This is a genomic window from Paenibacillus solanacearum (genome assembly GCF_910593845.1).
In the GTDB taxonomy this organism is placed as follows: Bacteria; Bacillota; Bacilli; order Paenibacillales; family NBRC-103111; genus Paenibacillus_G; species Paenibacillus_G solanacearum.
The window spans coordinates 108,290-134,283 of record NZ_CAJVAS010000003.1; the positions used below are offsets into that span (position 1 = coordinate 108,290).

Annotated in this window: 17 protein-coding genes; 11 read left to right on the forward strand and 6 right to left on the reverse strand. The window is 55.7% G+C overall.

What is annotated here, in order from left to right; translation table 11 throughout:
• Window positions 1-92: 92 nt before the first annotated feature.
• On the reverse strand, window positions 93-1,574 hold the full coding sequence (locus KXG62_RS04940) for an oligosaccharide flippase family protein (protein ID WP_218090818.1): 1,482 nt from the start codon (window positions 1,572-1,574) through the stop codon (window positions 93-95).
• Window positions 1,575-1,903: 329 nt separating this feature from the next.
• Window positions 1,904-2,734 (reverse strand): AraC family transcriptional regulator, encoded by an 831-nt coding sequence (locus KXG62_RS04945; RefSeq protein ID WP_246627307.1) that lies wholly within the window; start codon window positions 2,732-2,734, stop codon window positions 1,904-1,906.
• A 252-nt stretch (window positions 2,735-2,986) separates the two neighbouring features.
• Between KXG62_RS04945 and KXG62_RS04950 the strand changes: the two genes are divergently transcribed.
• A complete protein-coding gene (locus tag KXG62_RS04950; protein ID WP_218090820.1) occupies window positions 2,987-4,297 on the forward strand; it encodes an extracellular solute-binding protein in 1,311 nt (436 codons plus the stop codon).
• Between the two features lie 132 nt (window positions 4,298-4,429).
• Here the strand turns inward: KXG62_RS04950 and KXG62_RS04955 are convergent, their stop codons facing one another.
• Entirely contained in the window at window positions 4,430-5,269 is an 840-nt protein-coding gene (locus KXG62_RS04955; RefSeq protein ID WP_246627308.1) for an AraC family transcriptional regulator, read from the reverse strand.
• Between the two features lie 198 nt (window positions 5,270-5,467).
• Between KXG62_RS04955 and KXG62_RS04960 the strand changes: the two genes are divergently transcribed.
• Together KXG62_RS04960 and KXG62_RS04965 are read left to right on the forward strand one after the other, a co-directional pair.
• Window positions 5,468-7,768, forward strand: a complete 2,301-nt coding sequence (locus tag KXG62_RS04960; protein WP_218090822.1) for a hypothetical protein — start codon at window positions 5,468-5,470, stop codon at window positions 7,766-7,768.
• A 131-nt stretch (window positions 7,769-7,899) separates the two neighbouring features.
• Window positions 7,900-9,222 (forward strand): ABC transporter substrate-binding protein, encoded by a 1,323-nt coding sequence (locus KXG62_RS04965; protein ID WP_218090823.1) that lies wholly within the window; start codon window positions 7,900-7,902, stop codon window positions 9,220-9,222.
• Window positions 9,223-9,280: 58 nt separating this feature from the next.
• Here KXG62_RS04965 and KXG62_RS04970 read toward each other — a convergent pair whose 3' ends face one another.
• Window positions 9,281-10,048 (reverse strand): DeoR/GlpR family DNA-binding transcription regulator, encoded by a 768-nt coding sequence (locus KXG62_RS04970; RefSeq protein WP_218090824.1) that lies wholly within the window; start codon window positions 10,046-10,048, stop codon window positions 9,281-9,283.
• A 303-nt stretch (window positions 10,049-10,351) separates the two neighbouring features.
• Between KXG62_RS04970 and KXG62_RS04975 the strand changes: the two genes are divergently transcribed.
• Window positions 10,352-11,182 carry a metallophosphoesterase family protein gene (locus KXG62_RS04975; protein WP_218090825.1) on the forward strand — a complete coding sequence of 277 codons (831 nt, stop codon included), beginning with the start codon at window positions 10,352-10,354 and terminating at the stop codon, window positions 11,180-11,182.
• A gap of 4 nt (window positions 11,183-11,186) precedes the next feature.
• Window positions 11,187-12,461: an MFS transporter gene (locus KXG62_RS04980; RefSeq protein WP_218090826.1), complete on the forward strand. Its 1,275-nt coding sequence runs from the start codon at window positions 11,187-11,189 to the stop codon at window positions 12,459-12,461.
• Between the two features lie 61 nt (window positions 12,462-12,522).
• Here the strand turns inward: KXG62_RS04980 and KXG62_RS04985 are convergent, their stop codons facing one another.
• Entirely contained in the window at window positions 12,523-13,428 is a 906-nt protein-coding gene (locus tag KXG62_RS04985) for a LysR family transcriptional regulator (protein WP_218090827.1), read from the reverse strand.
• A 189-nt stretch (window positions 13,429-13,617) separates the two neighbouring features.
• Between KXG62_RS04985 and KXG62_RS04990 the strand changes: the two genes are divergently transcribed.
• The 6 genes from KXG62_RS04990 (at window position 13,618) to KXG62_RS05015 (ending at window position 24,856) form a co-directional block, all read left to right on the forward strand.
• Entirely contained in the window at window positions 13,618-16,806 is a 3,189-nt protein-coding gene (locus tag KXG62_RS04990; protein ID WP_218090828.1) for a bifunctional cytochrome P450/NADPH--P450 reductase, read from the forward strand.
• Window positions 16,807-16,991: 185 nt separating this feature from the next.
• Window positions 16,992-18,044: a LacI family DNA-binding transcriptional regulator gene (locus KXG62_RS04995; RefSeq protein WP_218090829.1), complete on the forward strand. Its 1,053-nt coding sequence runs from the start codon at window positions 16,992-16,994 to the stop codon at window positions 18,042-18,044.
• 277 nt (window positions 18,045-18,321) lie between these two features.
• Window positions 18,322-20,280 carry an FAD-dependent oxidoreductase gene (locus KXG62_RS05000; RefSeq protein WP_218090830.1) on the forward strand — a complete coding sequence of 653 codons (1,959 nt, stop codon included), beginning with the start codon at window positions 18,322-18,324 and terminating at the stop codon, window positions 20,278-20,280.
• A 528-nt stretch (window positions 20,281-20,808) separates the two neighbouring features.
• On the forward strand, window positions 20,809-21,801 hold the full coding sequence (locus tag KXG62_RS05005) for a phage baseplate protein (RefSeq protein ID WP_218090831.1): 993 nt from the start codon (window positions 20,809-20,811) through the stop codon (window positions 21,799-21,801).
• Window positions 21,802-22,013: 212 nt separating this feature from the next.
• Window positions 22,014-23,429 (forward strand): sulfatase, encoded by a 1,416-nt coding sequence (locus KXG62_RS05010; protein WP_218090832.1) that lies wholly within the window; start codon window positions 22,014-22,016, stop codon window positions 23,427-23,429.
• Between the two features lie 464 nt (window positions 23,430-23,893).
• Window positions 23,894-24,856 carry a phage baseplate protein gene (locus KXG62_RS05015; protein ID WP_425517332.1) on the forward strand — a complete coding sequence of 321 codons (963 nt, stop codon included), beginning with the start codon at window positions 23,894-23,896 and terminating at the stop codon, window positions 24,854-24,856.
• Between the two features lie 122 nt (window positions 24,857-24,978).
• Here KXG62_RS05015 and KXG62_RS05020 read toward each other — a convergent pair whose 3' ends face one another.
• A complete protein-coding gene (locus KXG62_RS05020) occupies window positions 24,979-25,962 on the reverse strand; it encodes a serine hydrolase domain-containing protein (RefSeq protein WP_246627297.1) in 984 nt (327 codons plus the stop codon).
• Between the last annotated feature and the right edge of the window lie 32 nt (window positions 25,963-25,994).

The window sequence follows — 25,994 nt, forward strand, 5'->3', positions numbered from 1 at the left end:
CGTCTTTATTGTATTACGTTGTCACTAGCGCCGCGAACGCCGGACGATGCCAGCATCTCGGCTGTTACGGCGTGAAGAGCTGTGCCGCAGACTTACTGGCCTCGCAGCACAGCTCTTTTAACTTGAGCGAATGTTTTGGTTTCGATCCACAGCGACATCGCCAGCAGACCGAGCATCGCTGCCGCGATAAACAAGGGAAAGGCGGCTCCGATCGTGCGGCCTGCCAGCAAGATCATGCCCATGAGCACGGTTGGCAGCAATGGTTCCCCGTATGCGACCCACCAGTCCGGCACAAAGTTCTCGTGGTAGAAAAACCAGATCATGGATAACGCGGACACGGCCCAGCCGGCCGTATAGATCCACACCGCCCAGACAGGTTGGTCGGAAGCAAGCAGCGGTACGAGCGTGATGACGAATATGCCGGCTACGATCATGACCCAGAAGTTCGCTTTCGTCCGGCCGATCCCGGCAAGAATGTTGCCCCCGAGCCGGCTGACGGAGGAGAAAAACACGCCGAGCGCGAGCAGTCGAATATAGATGGCCGATTCGCCCGTAGCGTATTCCGAACCGAATAGGATGCCGTTGATTTGGTCGGGGAACCAGCAGATGAGCAGCGTGAGCGGATACAGGATGACGTTATTGTAACGGATGCAGAGCGTGCCGCGCCGTTTGCTTTCCTGCAAATCTTGCGAGCTTTCGGCAACGAACGGAAAGGTCACAATCATGAATGCCCAGGTGACAATGCCGATAAAGCCGGTAACGCGGGAAGCGTTGGCCAGATGCCCGACAGCGACAACCGAGCTTGAACCGATGACCATGACCAGGAACGGCTGCTGGAACGCTTTGGCGATATTTCCCGCCCAGAGCGGCACGCCGTATTTCATCATGCCCCACAGCTCAGCCAAGGGAAGGCGACCGAACCATTGGGGCCGGTGGACGATCTGTACTCTCCAGCTTGTGATCAGCGCGGTGACCACGGCTCCGATGCCCATCCAGAGGGACACGCCCCACAGGTAGAGCGGATCGCCAAATAGCGGCCAGACGACGCCCGCAATCGTTCCTAAAGTGGAGAAGACGGTCATCACCACCATAAAAACCGCTTGGGTCACAAAATTCCGACTGCCGGAAAAAGACGATACCCCCATATTGATGATGGAATTAAACACGTACATGACGGAACCGAGCGCGAGCGCCATTTGCAGCGCAGGCAGCTGGTACGCTTTCGCAAGAAAAGGCGACAGCGCCGTTACCAGCACGCTGATGACGATCCCGAAGAATGTGCTGCCTGCCAGCGCCAGCCGAAATTTATGCTGCACGGCTTCGCGCGCATCGGTCGAGAACGTGTAGACGAGCGCCGAGTTGAACCCGACGTTCAGAAACAGCGCAATCATGCCGAAAATTTGCAGCAATAAGTTCACTTCGCCGAACTTGACCGGATCGTTCAACATTCTTGCCAGGACGATGCTTCCGACCGTTTGCAGCATCTGATTAATGAACAGACCCAACACGATTATGGAGACATTGCGCAGTAAAAAGCGCTGATGTTCGTTCAACTGAAGCCTGCGTATGTGCATGTCTGCGGCCACCTCTTGTCGATTCATGGATGATCATGGAACAACCGGTGCTTGTTATGATGATTTATGCTATCAAACCGGGCACACGGATACAATGATCAAATTTTGCGCAATCGGTACGAGTGGCATTGGAGGCGCAAGGCTTTGTAGTAAGGCGACTCAAAGCATAATGAAGCGGGAGACATCGAATAAACTATGCTTATTTTGTTGTCCTGATTTTTGTCATCCTCATGAGAGGAACGGAGTCTTCATGATTGAGGGTGCGGACGTCGCGCAAACGGTCCGTTCCTGGACGAGGTTTGCATAAAGTTTACGTGTGATGGTAACGATTACGACCGGGACTTGTCGCGATGCAGTGTTCGGTAACTGCTGGGAGACATCCCGGTCTTTTTCTTGAACAGATTAGAAAAATATTGCGGGTCCGCGTAACCGAGCCGGTAGCAAATTTCGTTTACCGTAAGCTCCGTGTCCAGCAGCATGATTTTGGCGGAGTCCAGCTTCCGAATGAGAACATAATTGTATACGGTTGTGCCCGATTCCTGCTTGAACAGCCGATTGATTTGCTTGTAGGACAGTCCGATTTGTCTGCACAACTGATCGGAATCGAAGGAATGCTGGATGGCGTTGTCCAAATACTGCTTGATTTTCTCCACTTGCGCGGAGTAAGCGTTGTTTCTGTTATGGACCATATTCGACAAGCGGATCACAATTTGATGGAACAGAACCGGCAGCACGTTCAGCATTTCGCGGGCGTTTTCGCTTTGCGCGAGCTGAATCGCTTTCTGGAACAAAGGCTCGACGGCAGCGCTGGACACCAGGCCGCTATCGTACAGCTTGTACGAACGGAGCAGCTGAACAGCCAGATCGCCGGCAATATTGAACCAGATGTAGCTCCAAGGCTCGGCGCTTTCCGGGTCGGCGCAAACCTGGTGATCACGGCCTCGCGGCAGCAGGAATACATCCCCCGGCTGGGGACGGAGCGTTCGATTGTCCAAGGTGATGCGGCCTTGTCCCGTTAAGACGTACCCGATGACGGTGATTCGCGACTGGTTCCGGACGTTGATATAGTTCGAATGACAATAATTGATGCCGATCAGCGAGATGGTGATGGGCAGCTCGCCGTTGGCCGAAGGAAAATGATAGATGGGACCATGCTTCATTTCCACTGTGCTCACCGCCTAAGCTTCCGAGAATCATAACGTTATTTTACCTTAAAAACGGATCGTTGGGTAATTCTCTCAGATGTCCTTTTTCCTCATAATAATGTCGGTTTAAAGTATGTATGTTTGCGCGCAATCATGTAAAGATGAAGGAAGAATACGGCAAGCGAAAAGGAGGCGGCGCAGCGGCGGGCACATTATTGTAAGCGATTGCAATCCATGTCCTTAAAATCTGTGACGGGGGAAATCGAAATGAAAACAAGAACGATGTTCCACGCTTCTTCGGCGCTCATCCTGGCGTTAACCGTTGTCACCGGCTGCAGCTCCGGGAAGCCGTCATCCGATCGGGAAGGTGAGGCGCAGATCGATTCGATCGGTCAGGAGCCGATCACCTTAACCGTCTTTCAGGAATTTACCGGCATCACCGACGAAGAATTCAACCGGTTCATCGCCGAGCCGGTGAAGAAGAAGTTTCCGCAGGTGACGATGCAGCTCGTACGCAGCTCGCAAGGGAAAACGATTGAGAACATGGTGAGCTCGGGAGAATTCCCGGATCTGATCTACGCCAGCTCCTTCGACACGATCCGATATACCGGATTGAGCTTGCTTGCCGATTTGAACGCGAACTTCAAGAAGTACAATTTCGATCTTGGAAAGTTCGAGCAAAGCGCGATTAACGAAGTGAAGCTGTACGCGGATAACGGCCAATTTTACATGATGCCGCTGTTTATGAATTTTGCGTCGCTGTACTACAATAAGGACATTTTCGATAAATTCGCCGTTCCGTATCCGAAAGACGGAATGACGTGGGAGGAAGTGCTGGAGCTCTCCCGAAAAATCACACGTTCCGACAACGGTCAAGACTATTACGCGCTCGGCTTTAACGGCGCGCCGCGTCTCGCGGTCAGCTTTCTGCTTCCGGTCGTCGACGCCAAAACGAACAAAGCGTTGTTTACGAACAGCGGGACGAATTCCTGGAAACGATTTTTTGAACTGATGAAGGCGTTTAACGACATCCCTGGCAATAAACTCGCCGGATTCGCCGAGTTCGGCAAAAACCGCAATGTAGCGATGCTGGCGAGCTACGGCGCCCGTCTTGGAGAGTTCGAGGATTTGCACAAGAAAGGTACGCCGCTCAACTGGGATATGGTGACGTTTCCCGGACGGCAAGAAGAGCCGCTTGTGGTCGAGACGGAAGTGCATGGCCTCATGGTTACAACCGCAAGCAAGCATCAGGATGAGGCGTTTAAGGTTGCTGCCTGGCTGACGCAGAAGGAGATGCAGCTCGAGATGGCGAAATACGGCAAGCTGACGGCGCTGAAGGATCCGGATGTCAAACAGGCGTTCGGCGCCAATCTGGAAACGTTGAAGGGCAAAAACGTACAAGCGATCTTCAAGAACAAGTACGGCAAAAATCCGCCGAGAGCCAAATATTACGATGTCGCGGTACCGCATATGGTTCAAGCGATTCAAGACGTGTATAAGGGGAATACGGACATCAACACCGCGCTGCGCGATGCGGAGGAGAAAGCGAATAAAGCGATTCAGGACCAAATTAAGTAGCGTTGAGCCAAATCATAATCAGATACGATATAAGCATACCGCAGTTTCCAGCGAAGACATCGTCCCAACCGATGTCTTTTTTTATCGATTGAGGGAGACCCATTCCGTTCGGTTGATCGTATGTTAACACGTCTATCCTGATTCGGGGGTAGTCGGATCGGCGGGCAGGGAGTGAAGGGAAAGCTCGGACACGCTGCTCGGAATGCTGCGTCTGCGGACGGCGGACGGCGTCAGTCCCGCTATCTTCTTGAACATCCGGTTGAAGTACGATGCATCGCAATAGCCCAGTTCGGCGGCGATCGTCTCCATATTGAAATCGGTTTCCAGCAGCAGCTCCTCCGCTTTCGAGATGCGCGTCCGGTGCATGTATTCCAGCGGCGTAACGCCGTAATGCTTCTTGAAGCTCGTAATGAGATAGGAGGGGCCGCGCCCGGTCAAATGAGACAGCTCGTCAATGGACAAGGGCTCGCGGTAATATTGCAATATGTAGTCGCGCGCCTGCCGCACGACGCGCGCTTGCTTGCCGGTGTACTGCTTCGCCGTCAAGTCTTGATGAACCCGCGCCATCAGCTCCAGCAGCATGCCCTGGCAGAGCGGCTCGTAGTAGGCGTCTTTGCGCATCCAGAGCTGGTACATCTGCGCGTACGTCTGTTTCAAATAAGCGTACAGCGAAGCCGGCCGGAAGACCATGGCCCCGCAGTCGGCCAAATGCGGGAAATGCCCGAACAATCCGTCGCCTGCCCATTGGGCGGAATATTTGGAGTGCGCTTCCTCCGTCACCGCTTCGCCGATCCGCTCGGCGCCTTGACGCATATACAGTACATCCCCCTGCTGCAGCATGTAGCGGACGCCTTCGACCCGGTAGGCGAGGCTGCCTTTATCGACGAACATGAACAAATGATACGGCTTGGTCATCGGTCCGTGACCGATCCACCGCGCGTGGCCGTATTGGAAATACGCTACATTTTCCATGTGCACGGAACGGCACCCCCTTCAAGGTATGCGCTTACATTAATTTGAGTATAAAACGAAATATTGTACAGGAAAAGAAAAATATTATCGATGTTGCTCGGCGGGAGCAGTTGTTATGATGGGAATATGAAAGCGATGGATAGCTGAAGAATGATGCCTGAGGAGAAACGCAAATTTATTCGTTAGAGAGGTACCGCGATGACGAACGATACGACACTGCCTTACGTTGCACTACTTCAGCGATGGGTAAAAGGCGCGCTCAAGCACGTATTTCATTTCCCGGACCGGTCGGACCTGGCTTGCTACGGCACAGGCGAGGATACGTGGGGGGTACAGACGAACCAGAAGGCGATCGCCGCCTTCGCAACCGTGGCGGCCGATCCGCGCTTTGACGGTACGGCTGCGGGCATTTCGCGCAGGGAGCTGCAGGAGCTTGCTCTGCGGATGCTCCGGTATACGCTGGCCTCGCATATCGAAGGGGATTACCGCTGCACGGACAATGTCTCCTGGGGGCATACGTGGATCAGCGTGCTCGGTCTGGAGCGGATGATGCATGGCGTCGATGCTTTGCAGCCGCTGATGCAGGAGGGCGACAACGCGCTGCTGCGGAAGGTGCTTCTGTCCGAATGCGACTGGCTGCTCGACCATTATACGGTCGTCGGCGGGCTACTGGCCAAGGACGGTAATAACAAGCCGGAGAGCAACTTGTGGAACGGCGCTCTTCTGCTCCGCACGGTCGCGATGTATCCCGATTGCCCGCGGGCGGAAGCGTACCGCGACAAAGCGTTCACGTTTCTCGTTAACGCGATATCGATCCCGTCCGACGCCCATAGCGAAACGGAGCTGGACGGCAAGAAGATCGCGGACCGGTTTGCAGGCGCAAACTTCTTCGAATCGCTGGCGCTCAATCATCACGGTTATTTGAATGTCGGCTACATGGTGATCTGCCTGTCCAACATGGCTATGCTTCACTTCATGTACCGGAGCAAGGGGATGCAGGCGCCCGAGGCGTTGTATCATCATATGAAGGAGCTGTGGGCTGTCGTCAAGCTATGCACCTTCGAAGACGGCAGGCTGCTGCGCATTGGCGGGGATACGCGCGTCCGCTACACGTATTGCCAAGACTACGTGATTCCGATGTGGCATATGATCGACGATCTGCTCGGCGATCCGGACTGCGCGCGCTTCGAGGAAGGCTGGCTGAGACAAGTGGAGCTCGAGATGGAGCGCAACGGCGACGGTACGTTTTTGTCCGAGCGGTGCGGCCTTCTGGAGCAAGCTTCTCCGCTGTATTACACGAGGCTGGAGTCGGACCGCGCCGCCGCGCTGTCGATGGGTCTGGCATGGAAGCGGCTTGTGCGCGGCTCGGACGCGGACTGGAAGCGGGAGGCTGGAGCCGCTGCGGAGACGGCCATAGCTGAGGGGCAGACCGATCCCGGTTCGCCGGTCGTCCGCGATGCGTCCGGCCGGGGCTGGCATGACCCGTATCACGGAGCGTATGTGCACCGCAGCGCCAAGCGGGACGCCTCTTGGGTATGGGAGTCCGCCGAGAAGCCGCAAGGGCTGTGCCTCCCCGCGAACGCCAGCAATATGGCGGAGTGGCGGGAGAATTTGGCTCCGCGCTTGCGCGGGCTCGGCAAGCTGACGGATCAGCGGCTGGAGCGGCATGGCGGCGCGCCGTTTGACGGCGGCTTCGTCACCTGGGGGAGCACGCTCGTTCATACGCAGGGCCTAATGGCCGAAGGGCAGAAGGATCACGTGGTGGCCCGCAGCGCGATCGCCTGCGCGGCGCTGCCGGATGCGACGCACATGATCGTGGTTCAATACATGGCAGCGGCGCGCAGAACGTACGTGCACGAAGTAAAGGGACTGAACCTGCTGATGCCCAACGACCTGTTCAACGGCGGCGCGCGTACGTATTATTGGGAAGGCGGGCAAGCGTCGCTGCAAGGGGCAGGCAGCGCGGAGGAAACGCTGCGCACCGGTTCCCGCTGGCTCAATGTGGACGACCGGCTTGGCGTCATCGCCGTATACGGTACGGACGCATTGTCCATATACCGGCCGGGACGGCGGCAGATCGGTCTGAAGGAGAAGCTCGCGACGGCGGGTTCAGCCGGGATGCTGTATGCCGACGAGCTGTGCGGACCGTGCTTGACCGGACTGCGAGCGGTGGAAGCGGGGGAAGTGCTGGTCGATGCCGCCTATGTGCTTCAGGCGGGAGAAGGACACCAGTCGACCTGCGCTTACGCCGGGCCGGAGAGCAGCTGCGCAGCGGCCATACAGTGCGAGACGGGCGAAGTCCGGGCGGTTCGCGCGAAGGGCGCAGATGCGCACACGTACGTGCTCGCCGCGAATTTCGGGAGCGGCGACGCGACGTTGGCGCTCGAGGCGGACCATGCCATCGATGTGGCGACCGGACTGCCGGTCCCTTGCGGACGCCAAGGCAAGGCGCAGCTGGAGCTCGCGCCCGGCACAGCCCGGCTGGTCCGGATCTCGTAAGCCGGGGGAAGGAGGGAGGCGGCGAGCGGCGCCGCTTCCTTACACGATTTGTGTATGCGCTTACAGTCATGAAGAACTTGTTTTCGACTGCTTTATCCGACGCATGATCCGACAATAACGGAGGGGATCGAATGATAAAGAGAAAGAGAACCAAGTATGGCTGCGCTCTGATCGGGCTGACCGCCATTGTGATGCTGAATGGCTGTTCGGGGGATCGTCCGGCGGCCGAACCTGCTGCTAATCAGCCGGTTGACGGTAAGGCGGCCGGGGCCGAAGCGGCTCAGCTGGTCATTTATTCCGGAAGCGGCTGGACGGAGGAAGCGTTCAACGAGAAGTTCGGCGATGCGATCCGCAAAAAATTTCCGCAGCATACGATCAAATACATTCAACGCGCCAAAGGAACGGATTACCAGGATTTGATCACGGCCGGTCAGCCGATTGACATCATCTGGGAATCGATCGGCAACTTCGCCAATATGCTGCAGTATAACATCCAGACGGATATGACGGCGCTCATCAAGAAGCACAATATCGATACGAGTCCGATCGAGCCGACGATGCTCGAGGCGGTAAAGGTCATGTCCGACGGCAAAATGTATGCGCTTCCCGTCGTCAACAACACGCTTTCACTCTATTACAACAAAGATATTTTCGATAAATTCGGCGTGCCGTACCCGAAAGACGGCATGACGTGGGACGACGTCTTCGAATTGAACAAGAAGCTGACCCGCGTGGACGGATCGACGAGTTACGTCGGACTCGGCTTATCGCAGAGCCACTATTTCGACATCAATCCGCTCTCGCTGGCCAAGGTAGACCCGAAGACATTCAAGCCGATCATTAACAACGACAAATGGAAGGTGCTGCTCGGCACGTACTCCAGATTGGGGGAAGCGTCCGGCTATAAGGAGAAGGTGCAGGAGCTGAAGGGCATTCCAGGCGTAACCCAATTCGTCAAGACGAAGGATACGGCGATGCTGGCCGGCCTGGCCAATATGCACATGACGCAGGACGTGTCTGAGCTGAACTGGGACGTCGTCGCGTATCCGACATTTAAGGAAGCGCCGAACGTGCACCCGCAGTCGTATCCGACTTATTTTGGCGTGACGGCGAGCAGCAAATACCAGGATCAGGGGATGCAAATTATCAAATATTTGCTGTCCGAGGAATATCAGGCGTGGGTGTCACGCGGGGGCACGCTCCCGGTAGTGAAAACCGCCGCGGTCGTCAACGGCTTTGCACAAGATACGAAATTTAAAGACAAAAACGTCAAGTCGGCGCTGTACAGCTCGTTCGCCCCGATTTCCGTCAAAACGATCTACGACGGTCCCGTTACGACGGCATACAGCAGCAAGATTACCGATCTTACGCTGGGCAAAATCGATGTAAACACGCTGCTGCGCGAGGCGGAGGACGAAGCCGCCAAAGGCATTGAGGCGTTGAGAGTCAAATAGCCGGGCCGAGACAGCCCTCGTTTTTCCCGAAGCATCGCTTTTGGGAAAGCGGGGGCTTTTATTCGTGCTGAACGATGGTAACGCCGCTCTGCTCGTACTTGTGCACCGTATCCGGGTCGAGGGAGCGGTTCGTGACGAAAGAGCGGATCTCTTGAATGTCGCACACCTTCATGAAGGAGACGGTCTCGAACTTGCTGGAGTCGACGACGGCAATCGCTTGCTTGCTGCTGCGGATCATCGCTCGTATGACGGAGGGCTGACCTTGCCGGAAGTCGGTAAGCCCCTTCTCCAGCGATACGGCGTTCACGCTGATAAAGGCGACATCGGGATTGTAGCGGCGAATTTCATCCTCGACGGAATCGCCGTATAAGGCAAACTCCTCGTTGTTTAATATCCCGCCAAGAATGATGATCGTGAAATTTTTGTTGGCTGCTAATATTTCCGCCACTTTCAAACAGTTCGTCACGACGGTCAGCTTGGCGAAACGGGCAACCAGCTGCCTGGCCAGCTCCATATTGGTCGTGCCGGCGTTCATGGCGATCGCCTGATTTTCCTTGATCATCTGCGCCGCAACGGCGGCGAGCTCCTGCTTTTCCTGGATGTTCGCGGTTGTTCTCCGGGAGAACGTCTCGTTCGTCACTTTTTCTTCCTTCAACACGGCGCCGCCATGAACGCGGCTCAGCTTGCCCGCTTTTTCCAATGCGTCCAAATCTCTGCGCACCGTATCGATGGAAACGCCAAGAAGCTGCTTCAAATCGGCAATCGAAGCATGTCCGTTCTGTTCGATTTCCGTCATGATTCGTTTGTAACGTTCGGGAGCCAACATACAATCACCTTTTAACCTGTTCTTAGAATTGTATCCAGTGTATCAAAGTCATCGCCGTAAAGTAAATGACGTTTCCATCGTATTGCGTGAATTTGCCGCTTATAAACGGATTTTGCACGAAAAATCTCGAATAAAACAGCAAATAAATGCAAAACAGCGCAGAAAATGATTGAATGATGCGTCACTCTGTACTATAATGAGACCTGCAAGCAGACGGATACGGAAACGGGAGCCGAGAGGTTCGCATGCCATTCCTTTACCGTCATGTGAGGCGACGACGATATCGTGAGGAGAGGGTCTTGAATGAAGCTTTTGTTAATGGGTGATTTTCATTATCCCGTCATGGAGCACGGGACACCGGAGCTGCTGGAGGCGCGGGAGCAATTTTTTGGCGGCATGATTGAAGCGTTTTTGCGAGTGGAGGCCGATTACCACATATCGCTGGGCGACTTTACGAACGAAGGGTTCCCGGTTGAATTCGGGTTCGTGTTCGATCAAGTCCGCACATTCGGTCAAGCCCGTCAGTTTATCCATGTGTTGGGCAATCACGATACGTATCATATCCCGAAGACGGAAATTTTGTCGATTTCCGGTCAACAGCGCTATCATAAGATCGATACAGCAGAAGCGGTGCTCGTGTTCCTGGACACGACCAAAGAGATGAGTCCGAAGGATTACGGCGGTGAAATCGACCCCGAGCAAATGGCTTGGCTGGAAAACGAGCTGCGCCAGTCCGGCGACAAGCCGGTGTTCCTGTTCGGCCATCACCCGCTTCCGGATACGACCACCTATTCGGAAAAGCATATGCTGCGCATTCATCCCGAGTTCGACGTATGGTCCGTCATGCAGGCCAAATCCGGCCCCGGCTACTACTTCTGCGGACATAATCATGTCCAATCGATTGTGAAGCGCGATCAGTGGCATTTCGTGCAAACGGCGGCGTGCCTCGATATTCCCGCATTCCGTATGATCGAAATCGAGAACGGCAAGCTGTCCGTATCGATGGTTCCGGTCGAGGACCAACGGCTTCTGGAGCTGGCGGCTCTGATCCGCGTCAACATGAAACGCTTCAAACCGAAAGCAGAAGCAGCCGGATCGGAAACGGATCAAGCCTTAACGGTCGCACACGGCTAGACGGATGTCTGCGATTCCGAACGAAGGAAAGAACAAAGTCATCGCCGTTTCGCTGGTCACGGCGATCTGCTTGCTCGGCGATTCGATGCTGTACGTCGCCCTTCCGGTCTATTGGCATCAAACCGGTCTATTGTCTTTATGGGAAGTGGGTCTGATCTTATCCATTAACCGGTTCGTCCGATTGCCGCTTAATCCGATCATGGGCTGGCTGTATTCGAAAATATCGCTGCGAACGGGGCTGCTTGTAGCGGTTGTCTTATCCGCCTTGACCACTACCGGTTACGGGTTTGCTCAAGGCTTATGGGTCTGGCTGATTCTCCGATGCATTTGGGGGTTCGCTTGGTCGTTATTGCGGCTAGGCGGGCTAATGACGGTCGTCACGGCGGCGGAAGACCATAATCGCGGTTATTTGATGGGAACCTACAACGGGCTGTACCGGCTGGGGAGCTTGTTCGGCATGCTTCTTGGAGGCGGCGGGGCGACCCTGATCGGCATCGAATGGGTAGCGTTCCTCATGGGAGCCGCTTCCTTGCTCGGCATACCGCTGATTCTGCTGTTTGTCCGGCCCGGGACGGCGGCGGACGCATCTCGCTCCGCGAAGGCGCGGGCCGGAGCGGTGCGATGGAGGTCGCTTGGGCTGTGGAAGGTGATGAGCAGCGGCTTCCTGGTCTCCTTGCTGATTCAAGGCGTGCTGACGTCTACGCTGAGCTTTCTTATCAATGATCTCTTCACGGAAGAAGTCAGTATAGGCGAGGCTACCTTGGCCGCGGCGACATTGTCGGGCATCATCCAGGGGAGCCGGTGGGCGTGGGAGCCGTTCCTTGCCGTAAAGTTCGGCCACTGGTCGGACGGTCCTTATGGCCGGATGCCGTGGTTTTGCGGCTTTCTGCTTGTTGCCGCTGTCGGCTTTGCGTGCGCGCCATTAGGGATCGGCATCTATTGGTGGATTGTTGTCATCTTGACGGTGATGATCGCGGCAACGGCATTGACGACATTGATGGATACGCTGGCTACGGACACGTCCAGAGACACGAATTCCATCTCGATCATGACGCTGTATTCCGTTGCGCTCGACTTTGGCGCCGCCGCGGGTCCGATGCTGGCTTTCTTGCTCTTATCGCTGAAGCACGGCTTGATCTATACGTATTGGGGCGGTGCCGCCATCTTCCTCGCATTGTGCTTGCTCTGGTTCGAAAAGGGGGCATCCCGCGATCGTTCGAGCAGAGTATCGGCTTCGCATGGAAAAGATCAGGAGCGGAAAACGGCAGAAATCTCATAAAATTATACGAGGCAGCGGCCCGGAGGGAATGTTCCCCCGGGCTGGCTGCTGTTTTTTGCGTTTAATTCGCGCGATGCCCTTTACGCTCCCGCGTTTTCTGTATGGCATAGAGGTAGAACGTATTCGCCGCCGCGGACATGTACCGGTCCTTGATTCGCGAGATCCCGGTCGTGACGGTGCAGATCGGGTCCGTAACGGCGAGAACGTGGAGCCGGTCCTTAATGATGTCGGAAAATTTCTCCCACAGCAGGCTCGGGATAAACGAAATCCCGAGACCGAGGCTTACCATCTCTCCGATGACCGCGGAATCATTCCCCTCGAATGATATTTTGGGGGTGAAGCCGGCTTGCCGGCACAGATGCTCCAGCGCGCTCGCCGAATCGTTGTTGGCGCTGGCATGGATGAATTTCTCATCGGCCATCTCGCTGAGCCGGACCTCATGGCGGCGAATGAACCGCTCCTCGCGCGGCACGAGCAGCAGCAGCGGCTCCGAGTAGAGCGGAGCCCATTCGATGTCGGGGCCTTCAACCGGTTCGGCCGAGATGCAGAAGTCGATTTCGCCCGTTTCCAGCAGGCGGTACATATTGATATCGCTGCGCAAATACTGGCGGATTCGCACATCGGGGTACTGCCGCAAAAAAGATGAAACGAGACTCGGAAAAATGCTGACGTTGGTTGTCGCGATGGAGACAGACCCCGTCTCCAGCTGGGCGAGGTCGTTAATTTTTTTCTTCGCCTGATCGAGCTCCAGAAACGAACGCTCCAGATGCGCCAGAAAAATTTCGCCGTATCGATTGAGCCGAATTTGGCGTCCGGTTCGTTCGAACAGCGGGACGCCGATATCGTCTTCCAATCGGGAGATCGTTCGGCTGAGCGCCGGCTGCGTAATATTCAATTCCTTGGCGGCTTGCGTCATATGCTCCAAGCGAGCGACGGTTCGAAAATATTGAAGCTGCTGCAATTCCATGCGCTGCACCTCACAGATTAACTCAATGTAATGAATTCATGTTCTATTATATATTGGATAGTATCAATGTTCCCGGATAAAATAAACATAAGGCAATTTATTGATCTTATTTGCAGCTAACGAACCGGCTCGACCTGCGGTCTCCGCACAGGTAACGGTTGACGATCATTGGAGAGGAGTGGCTCACGGATGGAACAGAACATGACGATTCCCCAGCCGAAAACGTATGGCGTTCTAGGCAATATTCCTTTAATCGATAAAGACTCGCCTACCTTGTCCTTTTGCAAGCTGGCCGATGAATTCGGTCCTATCTTTCGATTCGAAAGCTTCGGAAGATCGGTGCTCATCGTCTCCGGCCCCGATCTGGTGGCCGATGTATGCGACGAGTCGCGTTTTGACAAAGGCATCGGCCACATTCGGAAAGTGCGTGATTTTGCCGGCGACGGCTTGTTCACCAGCTTGACGAAAGAGCCAAACTGGAGAAAGGCGCATCAAATCCTGATGCCAGCCTTCAGTCAGCAAGCAATGAAAGGGTACCACGGCATGATGCTGGACATCGCCCTCCAGCTCGTGCAAAAATGGGCGCGGCTGAATCCCGACGAAACCATCGACGTTCCCGAGGACATGACGCGGTTAACGCTGGATACGATCGGCTTATGCGGGTTTAACTACCGCTTCAACAGCTACTACCGGGAAACGCCGAACCCGTTCATTGTGAGCATGGTTCGTGCTTTGGACGAAGCGATGCATTACGGGAACCGGCTGCCGATCCAAAATAAGCTGATGATCAAGACGAAGCGGCAATATGAACGCGACATTCAATCGATGTTCTCCGTCGTGGACAAAATTATCGCAGACCGCAAAGCGAGCGGCGACCAAGGGGAGACCGATCTGCTTTCCCGGATGCTGCATGCGAAAGACCCGGAAACCGGGGAACGGCTGGACGATGAAAATATTCGCTACCAGATCATTACGTTTCTCATTGCCGGCCATGAAACAACAAGCGGCTTGCTGTCGTTTGCCACGTATTATTTGTTAAAACATCCGGACGTGCTGAGCAAAGCTTATGCGGAAGCGGATGAAGTGTTAACCGATCCGCTACCGACGTATGAACAGGTGCTGAGGCTGAAATATATACGAATGATCTTGAACGAATCGTTACGCTTGTGGCCTACGGCGCCGCAATTTAATTTGTTCGCCAAGCAAGACACGACGATTGCCGGGAAGTACCCGATCGCCAAGGGGGGAGGCGTCTCCGTCCTTATCCCGCAGCTGCATCGGGACAAAGGCGTTTGGGGAGCGGATGCGGAGCAGTTCCGCCCCGAGCGGTTCGAGAACCCGAAGAACGTTCCGGCGCATGCGTACAAGCCGTTCGGCAACGGACAGCGCGCTTGCATCGGCATGCAGTTCGCCCTTCACGAAGCCACGCTGGTGCTGGGCATGATTCTCAAACAGTTTCAGCTGGTCGACGCGATGAACTACCAGCTAAAAGTTAAGCAGACGCTGACCTTGAAGCCGGACGGCTTCAAGATTCGCGTGCAGCTGCGGGATCAAGGGCCTGTTGCGGCGATGACGGCGAAGCCTGAGCGCGCTTCCGCCGCGGAACCTGTGCAAGTACAGCTGGAACAGGGGCAGGTCACACCCGTGATCGGGGTGAACAACAGGCCGCTGCTGGTGCTGTACGGCTCCAATATGGGCACGGCAGAGCGGATCGCCAAGGAGCTGGCGGATTTGGCGCGTCAGCACGGCATTCGGAGCGAAGCGGCGGCGCTGAACGACCGGCTGGGCCGGCTGCCCAAAGAAGGAGCATTATTGATTGTTACCTCCTCGTATAACGGCAAGCCGCCGGGCAACGCGCGGCAGTTCGTGCAGTGGCTGGAGCAGGCGGAAGCGGGGGAACTGGCCGGCGTTCATTATTCGGTCTTCGGCTGCGGGGACCGCAACTGGGCTGCGACGTATCAGGAGGTGCCGCGGCTCATCGACGAGAAGCTGGCCGAAAAAGGAGCGACCCGGTTCTCCAAGCGCGGCGAAGCCGATGCCGGCGGGGACTTCGAAAAGCAGCTGGAAGCGTGGAAAGGCCAAATGTGGGCCGACGCGATGAAGACGTTCGATTTGAAGCTGAACGACAATGCGGAGAAAGAGCGGAGCACCTTGAACATTCAATACGTGAGCGGGCTGGCGGAAACGCCGCTTGCCCAGTCCTACGAAGCGGTTCACGCGACGGTCGCGGACAATCGCGAGCTGCAGCAGCCGGGCAGCGATCGGAGCACGCGGCATATCGAGATTGAATTGCCGGCGGGGGCGGCGTACCGGGAAGGCGATCATCTCGGCGTCTTTCCGGTTAACAGCGAGGAGAACGTCAGCCGGGTCATTCGCCGGTTTCGCTTGAACGGGGAGGATCAGGTCATATTGATGGCGAGCGGGGTCAGCGCATCCCATCTGCCGCTGGATCGTCCGGTCGCGCTGGCCGAGCTGCTTCGCCACAGCGTAGAGCTGCAGGAGCCCGCCACCCGGGCGCAAATTCGCGAGACCGCCGCTTATACGGTTTGTCCGCCGCATAAACGGGAGCTGGAGGCCATGCTGGCGGAAGAAACGTACGAGCAGCGGGTGCGGGCATTGCGGATCTCGATGCTCGACCTCATCGAAACATACGAAGCGTGCGAAATGCCGTTCGAGAAGTTTCTGGAGCTGCTGCCGCCGCTGAAGCCGCGATATTACTCGATCTCCAGCTCCCCGCTCGCGAATGCCGAACGCGCCAGCATTACCGTGGCGGTCGTTCGCAGTGCTGCGCGCAGCGGACAAGGCGAATACCGTGGCGTCGCTTCGAATTATTTGGCCGAGCGCAAGGCGGGCGACGACATCGTCATGTTCATCCGCTCGCCGGAATCCGGCTTCCAGCTGCCGGAGGATCCGCAAATCCCGATCATTATGGTAGGGCCAGGGACAGGCGTTGCGCCGTTCCGCGGATTTTTGCAGGCCCGCGCGGCGATGAAGCAGGAAGGCAAGGCGCTGGGCGAAGCTCATCTGTATTTCGGCTGCCGTGGCGATGCGGACTACATTTATCGCGAGGAATTGGAGAAATTCGCAAGCGACGGCATCGTCACGCTGCATACGGCGACTTCCCGAACGGAAGGCGCGGCGAAAACCTATGTGCAGCATCTGATGGCGGACGACGCCGCGGAGCTGATCAGCATCCTCGATCGCGGCGGACGGCTCTACGTGTGCGGCGACGGCAGCAAAATGGCACCGGACGTTGAAAACGAGCTGATCGGGGCCTATGTCCGGGTTCATGGGGCAGCCAGACCGGAAGCGGAAGCTTGGTTGAACGAGCTTCAAGCGAAGGGAAGCTACGCGAAGGACGTGTGGGCGGGATTGTGATGCCGGAAGCGGGCGTATTTGCGTGAACGGACGTGAGTCGTGAGTCAGGACGTGAATACGAACGCGAGTCAGGACGTGAGGTCGGAGGGATGACCGAGTTAGGTTAACGATAACCGGATGTGTTGAATTACGTATCGGAATTGCGTACAATAAGGGGAAATGCAAAACCGATAGGGGTAAAACGTATGCCATCCATGAACGACATCGCAAAAATCGTAGGGGTCTCGAAGGCGACCGTGTCGCTGGCGCTCGCCGGCCATCCGCGAATATCCGAGGAAACGAAAGCCAAAGTCAAGGAGGCAGCCCTGCAAATCGGCTATGGAAGCGCGCCGCCCCAAGCGGCGGTTCCGGGCGAGCACCGGAAGGAACGGTTGACGATCGGCGTGCTGTATGTAGGCGCCAACCAATCGAGCACGCATGGCTTTTTCCGCGATACGCTGACGGGTATTTGCAACGAAGGCTCTATGCGTCAGGCGCATGTGGTTATGATCGGCATGAAAAACACGGGCGACGAGGCCGAAGCGGAAGAGGTATACGACAAGGTGATGGAGTCGGGCGCGAGCGGGATTATTGTGATTTCCAGCACGGCCAAGCTGTACGGATTGAGCGGGCTTGCCGCCCGCGGGTTTCCGATGGTGTTCGTGGGCAGCCGCCGGCTCGCCGACTCGGACCGCCCGCTGAATTCCGTGTCGTCGGACAATTTCGAAGGCGGCGTCATCGCGACCGAGCATATGGTACGGCTCGGTCATCGGAAGCTTGCCGTTGTGACCGGAGCACAGCCGCTGCCGTGGCAGACGGACCGGCTGAACGGTTTTTTCTCAGCGCTTCGCGCAGCAGGCATCTACGCCGGCGAAGAGGCGATCATTCGCATCGCGAATCCGGCGAATCCTGCGGACGAGGGCTGGGCCGCGCTGGACGACCTGGGGGCGACCGCCGTGTTCACAACGAATTCCATGCTCGGACATATGGCGCTGCGGCATATCTGGATCACCGATCGACGGGTGCCGGAAGACGTGTCCCTGATCGCGTTTGACGATACGGCTTTTTTTCCGCTGGAAAATCCCCCGGTAACAGTGGTCAAGCAGGATATGGAAGCGTTAGGGACGCTGTCCGTCAAAATGCTGACCGACCTGATCGACAACCCGGATCAGCCCCCGCGGCAAATTCTCATTCCGACCTGCTTGATCGAGCGGTCCTCCTGTACGTCAGCCGTACAAGCCGGCGCGCAGGGAAAGTAATACATCCGGCGATGCCGCTGTGTCGCTGGGATAACATGCAATCATATCATCGGCTATGCCAGTCCGTCCTTGCCGGGACGGGCTTTTTTGGTGCTTTGAAAAGTCCCGGCCCGCAGCGGGACGATCCGGCAAGCAGGCAGCGGCCATGCTTGTCGCGCTGAAATAAAGCGCCGAAAAAAGGGTTGAAACCAGACAAACGGCGGTGTATGATCTAGTTAACGAAAAGTTAACGAAAGGTTAACTTTACGAAATTGCACTCAAGGGGGCTTTATTGTCGATGGGCATACATACGTTTGATCTTATCGTTTACGGCGGAACGCCTTCCGGGATGGCTGCCGCCATCGCCGCGTCCCGCAGCGGCAAGCGAACGCTGCTACTGGAGCCTTCATCGCATATGGGCGGCATGATGACCGGAGGGCTCGGCCGCACCGATATCCGCTCGCTGGAGTCGTCAGGAGGCATCTTTCGCGAGTTTGCGGAAGGGATCGTGAAGCATTACACGGAGAAATATGGTCCCGACTCCGATCAGGCGAAGGCGTGCAACCGCGGGCTGTGGTTCGAGCCGCATGCGGCCATGAAGGTGCTGATGGAGATGCTAGAGCGGGAGCGGCATCTCACGTTCCGCTCGCAGGCGGTGCTGGAGCAAGCCGAAACGGAAGGGACGTCGCTTCGGCGCATTACGATTGTGCACCGGAACGAGGGGGAGCGGCTTGTCTACGAGGGGCGGCAGTTTATCGACGCCACGTATGAGGGCGACCTGGCCGCCAAGGCGGGCGTTCCTTACCGAACAGGCCGGGAATCCCGGGACGAGTGGGGGGAGGAATACGCCGGCAAGCTGTATATGGATTTTCACCCTTCCAAGGAGGTGTTCCCGGGAAGCACGGGCGAGGGAGACGAGCGGATTCAAGCCTACAACTTCCGGTTATGCCTGACGGATCGGCCCGACAACCGGATTGCCTTCTCGAAGCCCGAAGCGTACGAGCGCGAGCGGTATGTGAGCCTGCTGGACGACGTGAAGGAAGGACGCGTCCGCAGTATCCGCGATGTGCTGAATATCCTGCCAGTTCCCAACCAGAAGACCGATTCGAACAACCATCATTATTGCATGTGCTCCAGCGATTGGCCGGAGGAGAACGATGATTATATCGAAGCGGATCCCGAAGCGCGGGAAGAAATCGTGAAGCGGCACCGGGGCTACGTGGAAGGCTTGCTCTGGTTTTTGCAGCATGACGCGGAGCTGCCCGAAAGCTTCCGCGAGGATGCGTCCCGCTGGGGGCACGCGGCCGACGAGTTCGCGGGCAACGGGCATTTTCCTCCGCAGCTGTACGTGCGCGAGGCGAGACGGATCGAAGGGGAGTATGTGTTCACGGAAAACGACGCGAGGCTCGCGCCAGGCATGGCTCGGGCGCCACTCCATGCAGATAGCGTCGCGATCGGCGATTATCCGATCGATTCCCACGCGACGCAAAAGCGCGAGGAGGCCGGGCGCAATCTCGCGCTGGAAGGATTTCTCGCGCTGCCGTGGCTCACTGCCGTCTACCAGATTCCGTACGGCTGCATCGTGCCGAAGCGGGTTGACCGGCTGCTGGTGCCGACCGCGGTATCGGCTACCCATATGGGCTTCGGCACGATCCGGATGGAGCCGGTGTGGCTGCAGCTCGGCTATGCGGCCGGCATTGCCGCCGCCTTGTGCCTCGACGGAGGCTGCGAGCCGAGAACGCTGTCCGTCGACCGGCTTCAGGATGAACTGCTTGCCATCGGCCATCGCATTACCTACTTCCATGACGCGTCGGCCTACACGGTTCCGGGCGTCGATGCGCTCGCGCAGAAGGGGGCCGAATATTTCGGAGCGAAAGGCTGGTTTGACGGCTACACCGCCTCCCTGGAAGAGCGGGTCACGGTCAAGGAGGCGTCCGCTCTTATCGCGATCGCCCGCTCTCTTGACGGCGGTAGCGGCTTGCCGGTGTTGCCGGCCTCGCCCGACTTGCTCCCGGCAGGCGTCGACATGGGGCCTCGCTTGCCGAAGACGGAAGTGCCGCCGGCCGATCAATGGCAAGCTCAGCCGCATGTGCCGAGCCGGCTCGCCCGTGTATGGCTGGCGGCGGTCGAGCGCGCCTGGGGCGTAGCCGGGACGGTATGGCCGCGGGAAGACGAAGCCTATGTCATCCGCGGAACGCTGCTGGCAAGCCTGTACGAACGGCTGCGGATGCGAAGACAGGCAGGCGGGCAGCGCTAAAAGTCTGCGCTTGCGCCATAAGCGGACAGAGAGCTGGTCCTCGCGGCGAGCGGCCGTCTGTCCGCTGGCGGCGGCCTGGAACGCAGGGCTGCTGAAGCTTGGGGCCTACTGCCTGTAGGTCGAAGCGGAAGGCAAGCTGCGCATCAAGAACGGGGTTCCAGTAAGCGAATCCGACCGAACGGTTGTTGGTTCGCAGCAGGGAATTGGACCTGCTCCATTGCGGAAATTACTTCTAAAAATGTTAAATACATCTTGACTTTCGGAAAACAAACGGTTAAAGTAATCATGTAAACGCTTTGAAAGCGTTTACTATTGACTTTTTTATATGAATATGAATGTGACGGTTGGAGTCCTTGAGAAAACCCGAACAATTTGATTCACTCGCTTGCGAGCGTTTCTTATTGTTGGGGTTTTTATGTTGTTGACTGGGCTCATCCGACGAGACGGAGGTGACGCGGGCTAAGGTCCAAGCAGCATCGAGTATTGGATCAAGATGGAAAGGTTTGCATAACAAAGGAGGAATGTAATATGTCTCAAGTTCAAGCGTTGCACCTTATGAGAAAGCAGTTGAAGGTATTCACAACGGTTGTTCTGTCCGTACTTCTTTGGGGAATGTCTGTTTTTCCCGCATTTGCGGCAACGCCTCAGCAGACGAAAACCACTTCAGCGACACTCGCATACAACCTCTTGGGACTTACTCACGTCGGGGGCGTTAATCAATTTCACATCGGTACAACGTATATTTATATAACGCAGAAGTCTCTGGGAACAACGCATCTTTCAAGATTGCTCATTAACGGAAACAACGCAACCTACGTGGATGAAATGACTATCACGAATGCAGGTCATGGCGAAACCTTGGATATGTATAATTACAATGGCGTCGATTATCTGTATATCGGTTCCAAAGCGAATACTTCGACAGACTATCGCTGGTCGCTCCAGGTTGCAAGAGTGAAGTACACACCCGGCGTGACATATGATTATACGGATCTTCACCGGTTCACCTATATGAATTATGCCAATCAGAACGGCACCTCATTAGGCACGACTTACCGCGTGAATGCCGGCGGCAACAGCAACTACACGCTTTTCCGTATACAAACGGAAGAAGGACCCGTAACCTGGTCTATTTATGACACAGTTAAATTGAACCAGCTTCTCGACAACAATGTGCAGGTCCAAATGAACAGTGCGGGCGCTAAAGCTGCATGGATCAAGGGATTCACGCAGTCGGGCAGCAATATCGTTAGACCGAACAATTCGTTCCAAGGCGTTGATATGATCGGCCAGTCGGCAATCTATACATCAGGGGGCGTGGAAGGCGATACGCCGTCGATTGCTTATATGACCAACACAGGGGTATACAAAACGCTTGTGAAAATTTCAAATGTAGGCACCCACGAAATCGAAGGGATGGCAACAAGAGACAATAACGTATATTTTATTATCATTGCAGACCCAAGCAATAAACAAACTTCTCAGAAAATTTATTACGTTCCTGAGAGCATATTCAAATAACCGCAAAACGAATCCGCTAACAAAGCCAATGGCAATAGCCCAAGTGCTGCTCATTTTTTTTCGCGAAAAGAATGACGGCATTTGGGTTTTTATTATTTTTGGAATGGCTTCGGTTTACGGAATTAGGAGGAACGGATATTTTCCAGTATTGGGTAACCGGTGTTCCTATGCTAAGCTAATTATGATGGCATTATACGAAAAGGAGCTCGACTATGAATATTGTTAACTTTGAAACAAACAAGCCCAATATTATTTTCATCCTCGTCGACGACCTGGGCTGGGGCGAACTGGGCTGTTACGGAAACCTGTACAATGAGACGCCGTATCTCGACGAAATGGCCCGCCAAGGCATGCGATTTACGACAGCCTATGCCAGCGCTCCGGTATGCAGTCCGTCGCGTGCCGGGCTGCTGACAGGTCAAGTGCCTCCGCGCAACGGGATAACCGACTATTTGAGACCGGACAGCGAGTGGTATCTTCCGCTCAATCCCGAGCTCACTTCCTTCGCCGATCACGAGCTGCCCGACGACACGGGTTTCCGCTTGGACCCGAATAGCGTGACAATGGCGCAAATGTTCCAGAAGGCATCGTATCATACCGGGATTATCGGCAAGTGGCATCTGTCCGGCTATGACGAGCAGGGGGTGAAATTCGGTCCGGATCAATACGGGTTCGATGAAGTGATCCTTTCGGAGCAAGTCGGCATTGCGGGAGGAAGTTATTTCCACCCGTACGTTCGGGTGGATCCTTCGATCGAGCCGGTGCTGGGCGAGAACGAGTACTTGGTCGACCGCATGAACTACGAAGCGGTTGAATTCATCAGACGGAATCAGAGCGAGCCGTTCTTTTTATACTTGAGCCATTATGCCGTTCATACCGCGCTGGCCGGCAAACCGGACATGGTGGAGCATTTCATGCGAAAAGAAAGCGGGAGAGAGGAACTGGGCGAGCCGCTTAACCGGACGAAACGGGACAATCCTGTCCTGGCTGCCATGCTGAAAAGCGTCGATGAAGGCGTGGGGATGATCCGTCAGACGCTGGAAGCGCTCGGTCTGGATCGGAATACGCTGATCGTATTTACTAGCGATAACGGCGGCGAGACAAAAATTACCGTGAACGGCCACCTTCGCGGGGGCAAGTCGATGACCTACGAGGGAGGGCTGCGCGTACCGCTGGTCGTTTCCTGGCCTGAGGGCATACCCGGAGGAATGGTCCGCAGCGAGCCGACGATCAATCTGGATTTTTACCCTACCTTCGCCGACGTGATCGGGTATGACATTCCGGCGCATCAATTGATCGACGGGGTATCGATCCACTCGTTGCTCCAAGGGGAGGAACCGGAGGAGCACCAGCGCGAGCGGCAATTTTACTGGCATTATCCGCTGGACCAGAATCATTTTTTGGGCGGCCGGTCTTCGGTTGCGAATCGGACGGGCGAATGGAAGCTGATCGAGTTCCTGGACGACCGTTCCGCAGAGTTGTACAACCTGCTGACCGATGAGACGGAGTCGGTGAACCTGGCCGAACAGGAGCCCGAACAACGGAGGAAGCAGCACGCGCTGATCAAAGAATGGCTCGAGGAGGTCCGCGGGATTATCCCGCCTTCGCAAGGTACGGCGGACGAGTAGCCCGCTGCAGCTTCCATCGCGTCCGCTCTATAGCGCAGCCGATGTAACCGAGTTCCTTGCGAATGAGCGAACGCGGCAAGAGCGGATTTCGCGGAAGCGATGCTGCAGCTCGCTCCAATCCGATAAGCGGCGGTCAGGGCGGCGTGTATCGCCTTTTACCAAATTTTAACTTGACACTTGCACTAAATGGACGGTAAAGTAGGCGTGTAAGCGATTTCCTACAACTGAATGCGTTACCACTATGTAACGGGTAGAGTCGATGAGAAAACCCGGATGTTACATTCTCTCCTTGCGATGTGAATGCTAATGTCCGGTTTTTTTGTTTTCATCCGGCTCGTTGACCGCAGAGGGGAGGGTTGCAATACCTGAATCGGGTCATTCGGTCTGCAGTACGGCTGGTTCCTGCAATTCATTTTTGTTAATGGAGGGATTGTTATATGATGCAAGTTCTATTGCCGGGCTTAATGAAAAGACAGCTTAAAACCATTGCGGCCGTTGTTCTTTCGATGTTGATTTCGGTATGGTCCGTCTTGCCCGTCTATGCAGCCACGCCTGCCAAAACGGTCAGTGCATCGGCAACGCTCGCTTACAATCTCAAGGGCTTGAATCATAATGTAGCGGTCCAGAAAGCCTACATCGCTTCGACGTACGTATACGTCACTCAGCGGTCCGGGGGCACATGCTATTTGTCGAGATTGCTTATCAGCGGAAGCAACGCAACGTATGTTGACGAAATGACGATCACCAACGCCGGTCATTGCCAGACGCTTGACATGTATACATACAATGGCATCAATTACTTTTACTTCAGCTCCAAGGCCGATTCCTCGACGTCTTATTACTGGTCGCTCCAGGTGGCAAGACTGCAATATTCCGCAGGTACGACCGTCGATTACACGGATCTTCACCGATTCACGTACATGAATTACGCCAATCCGACCGGCACAAGTCTGGGGACTACATACCGGGTCGACGGCGGAGGCAACAGCACCCATACGATCTTCCGCGTACAGACGACCAATGGCGATGTAACGTGGTCGATCTACGACACGGTTGCGCTCAACCAGCTGCTTGACAGTAATGAACAGGTGCGCCTGGACAGTGCAGCTGCCAAAAGCGCTTGCGTGACCAGCTTTACTCAGTCGGGCAGTGCGATCGTCAGACCGAACGGATCGTTCCAAGGCCTGGATATGCTCAGCAACACGGAAATTTACACATCGGGCGGAGCGGAAGGCGACACGCCGCAAATCGCGATGATGTCGGGCACGGGATCTTACAAAACGCTGGCGAGCATTACGAATGTAGGGACGCATGAAATCGAAGGCGTGCAGACCAAAAACAATAACGTGTACTTCACGATCGTGACGGACCCGGTCAATAAAAAAGATACGCAAAAAATTTATTACGTACCTGATAGCATCTTTTAAGCTATATTCAGCAGGTTCGAGCGAGAAATTGCGTCAGTAATCCAAGCGAAAGCCGGCATTGCCGCCCGGGAGCATGTTCCCGAAGCGGCCGTGCCGGCTTATTCGTTGCGGCGCTAACCGATTCATACGAGCGCCGGGAGGAGCTGCACCCATACCAGATCGAGGATCGCCTGCATTCGTTTTTCTTCCGCCATGATGACAATGACCGCATCCTTTTTGGGCAAAACGATGCAAAATTGACCTTCCGCGCCTCGGCCGCAAAACCCGCCATGCCGGCAGCGCCAAAACATATACCCGTATCCTAGCCGCTTGTCCAAGCCGTTCATCGTTAACGTTGAAATCTGCTGTGAAGTCGCGGTGTCGATCCACTTCTCCGAAAGCAGCTGCCGGCCGTTCCAGTTCCCCTTACATAAATACAGCTGTCCGAATTTGGCGATATCCTCCGTTGTCAGGCTGAGTCCCCAGCCCCCCGTGTTTATGCCCTTCGGGCATGTATCCCAGCTGACACGCTCCATGCCGAGCGGCTCGAACAGCCGGGGGCGCAAATAATCAAGCAGCGATTCGCCCGTTACCGTCTGGAGGATGGCGGATAACATGTAACCCGCCGCATTGTTGTAAACGAATTTCGATCCGGGAGGGTCCTTGAGCGGCGTCTCCAGGAACGCTTTGACCCAATCCCCGTCTTCCGTGTGCCTGACGATCTGGTTTGTCGGATCTTTCGCATGGCCGATCGACATCGTCAGCAGATGGCTTATACGCAGTGACCCCATGTTTTGCTCGATCGCCGGGGATTGGCAGGAAGGAAAGAAGGAAATGACACGGTCATGGACGGACAGCAGTCCATCCTCGACAGCCATGCCCACAGCCGTTGAACAGAAGCATTTGCTTATCGAGAACAGTTCATGCGGTTCATGCGACTGATGCGGCGGCCACCACTTCTCGGCCACTACTTCGCCATGATGAACGATCATCAGGCTGTGCAGGTTTAGCTGCGCCGTTTCGACGGACCGGACAAATCGATCGAGCGCCATGGACATATAAATTTGCTTAAAATAGCTTGCGCGCGGTAATGCGTCAGCAATGATCGGGAACGCCTCCTTTGTCATGTGTTCTAGTATATTCATATGTCATAGAATGG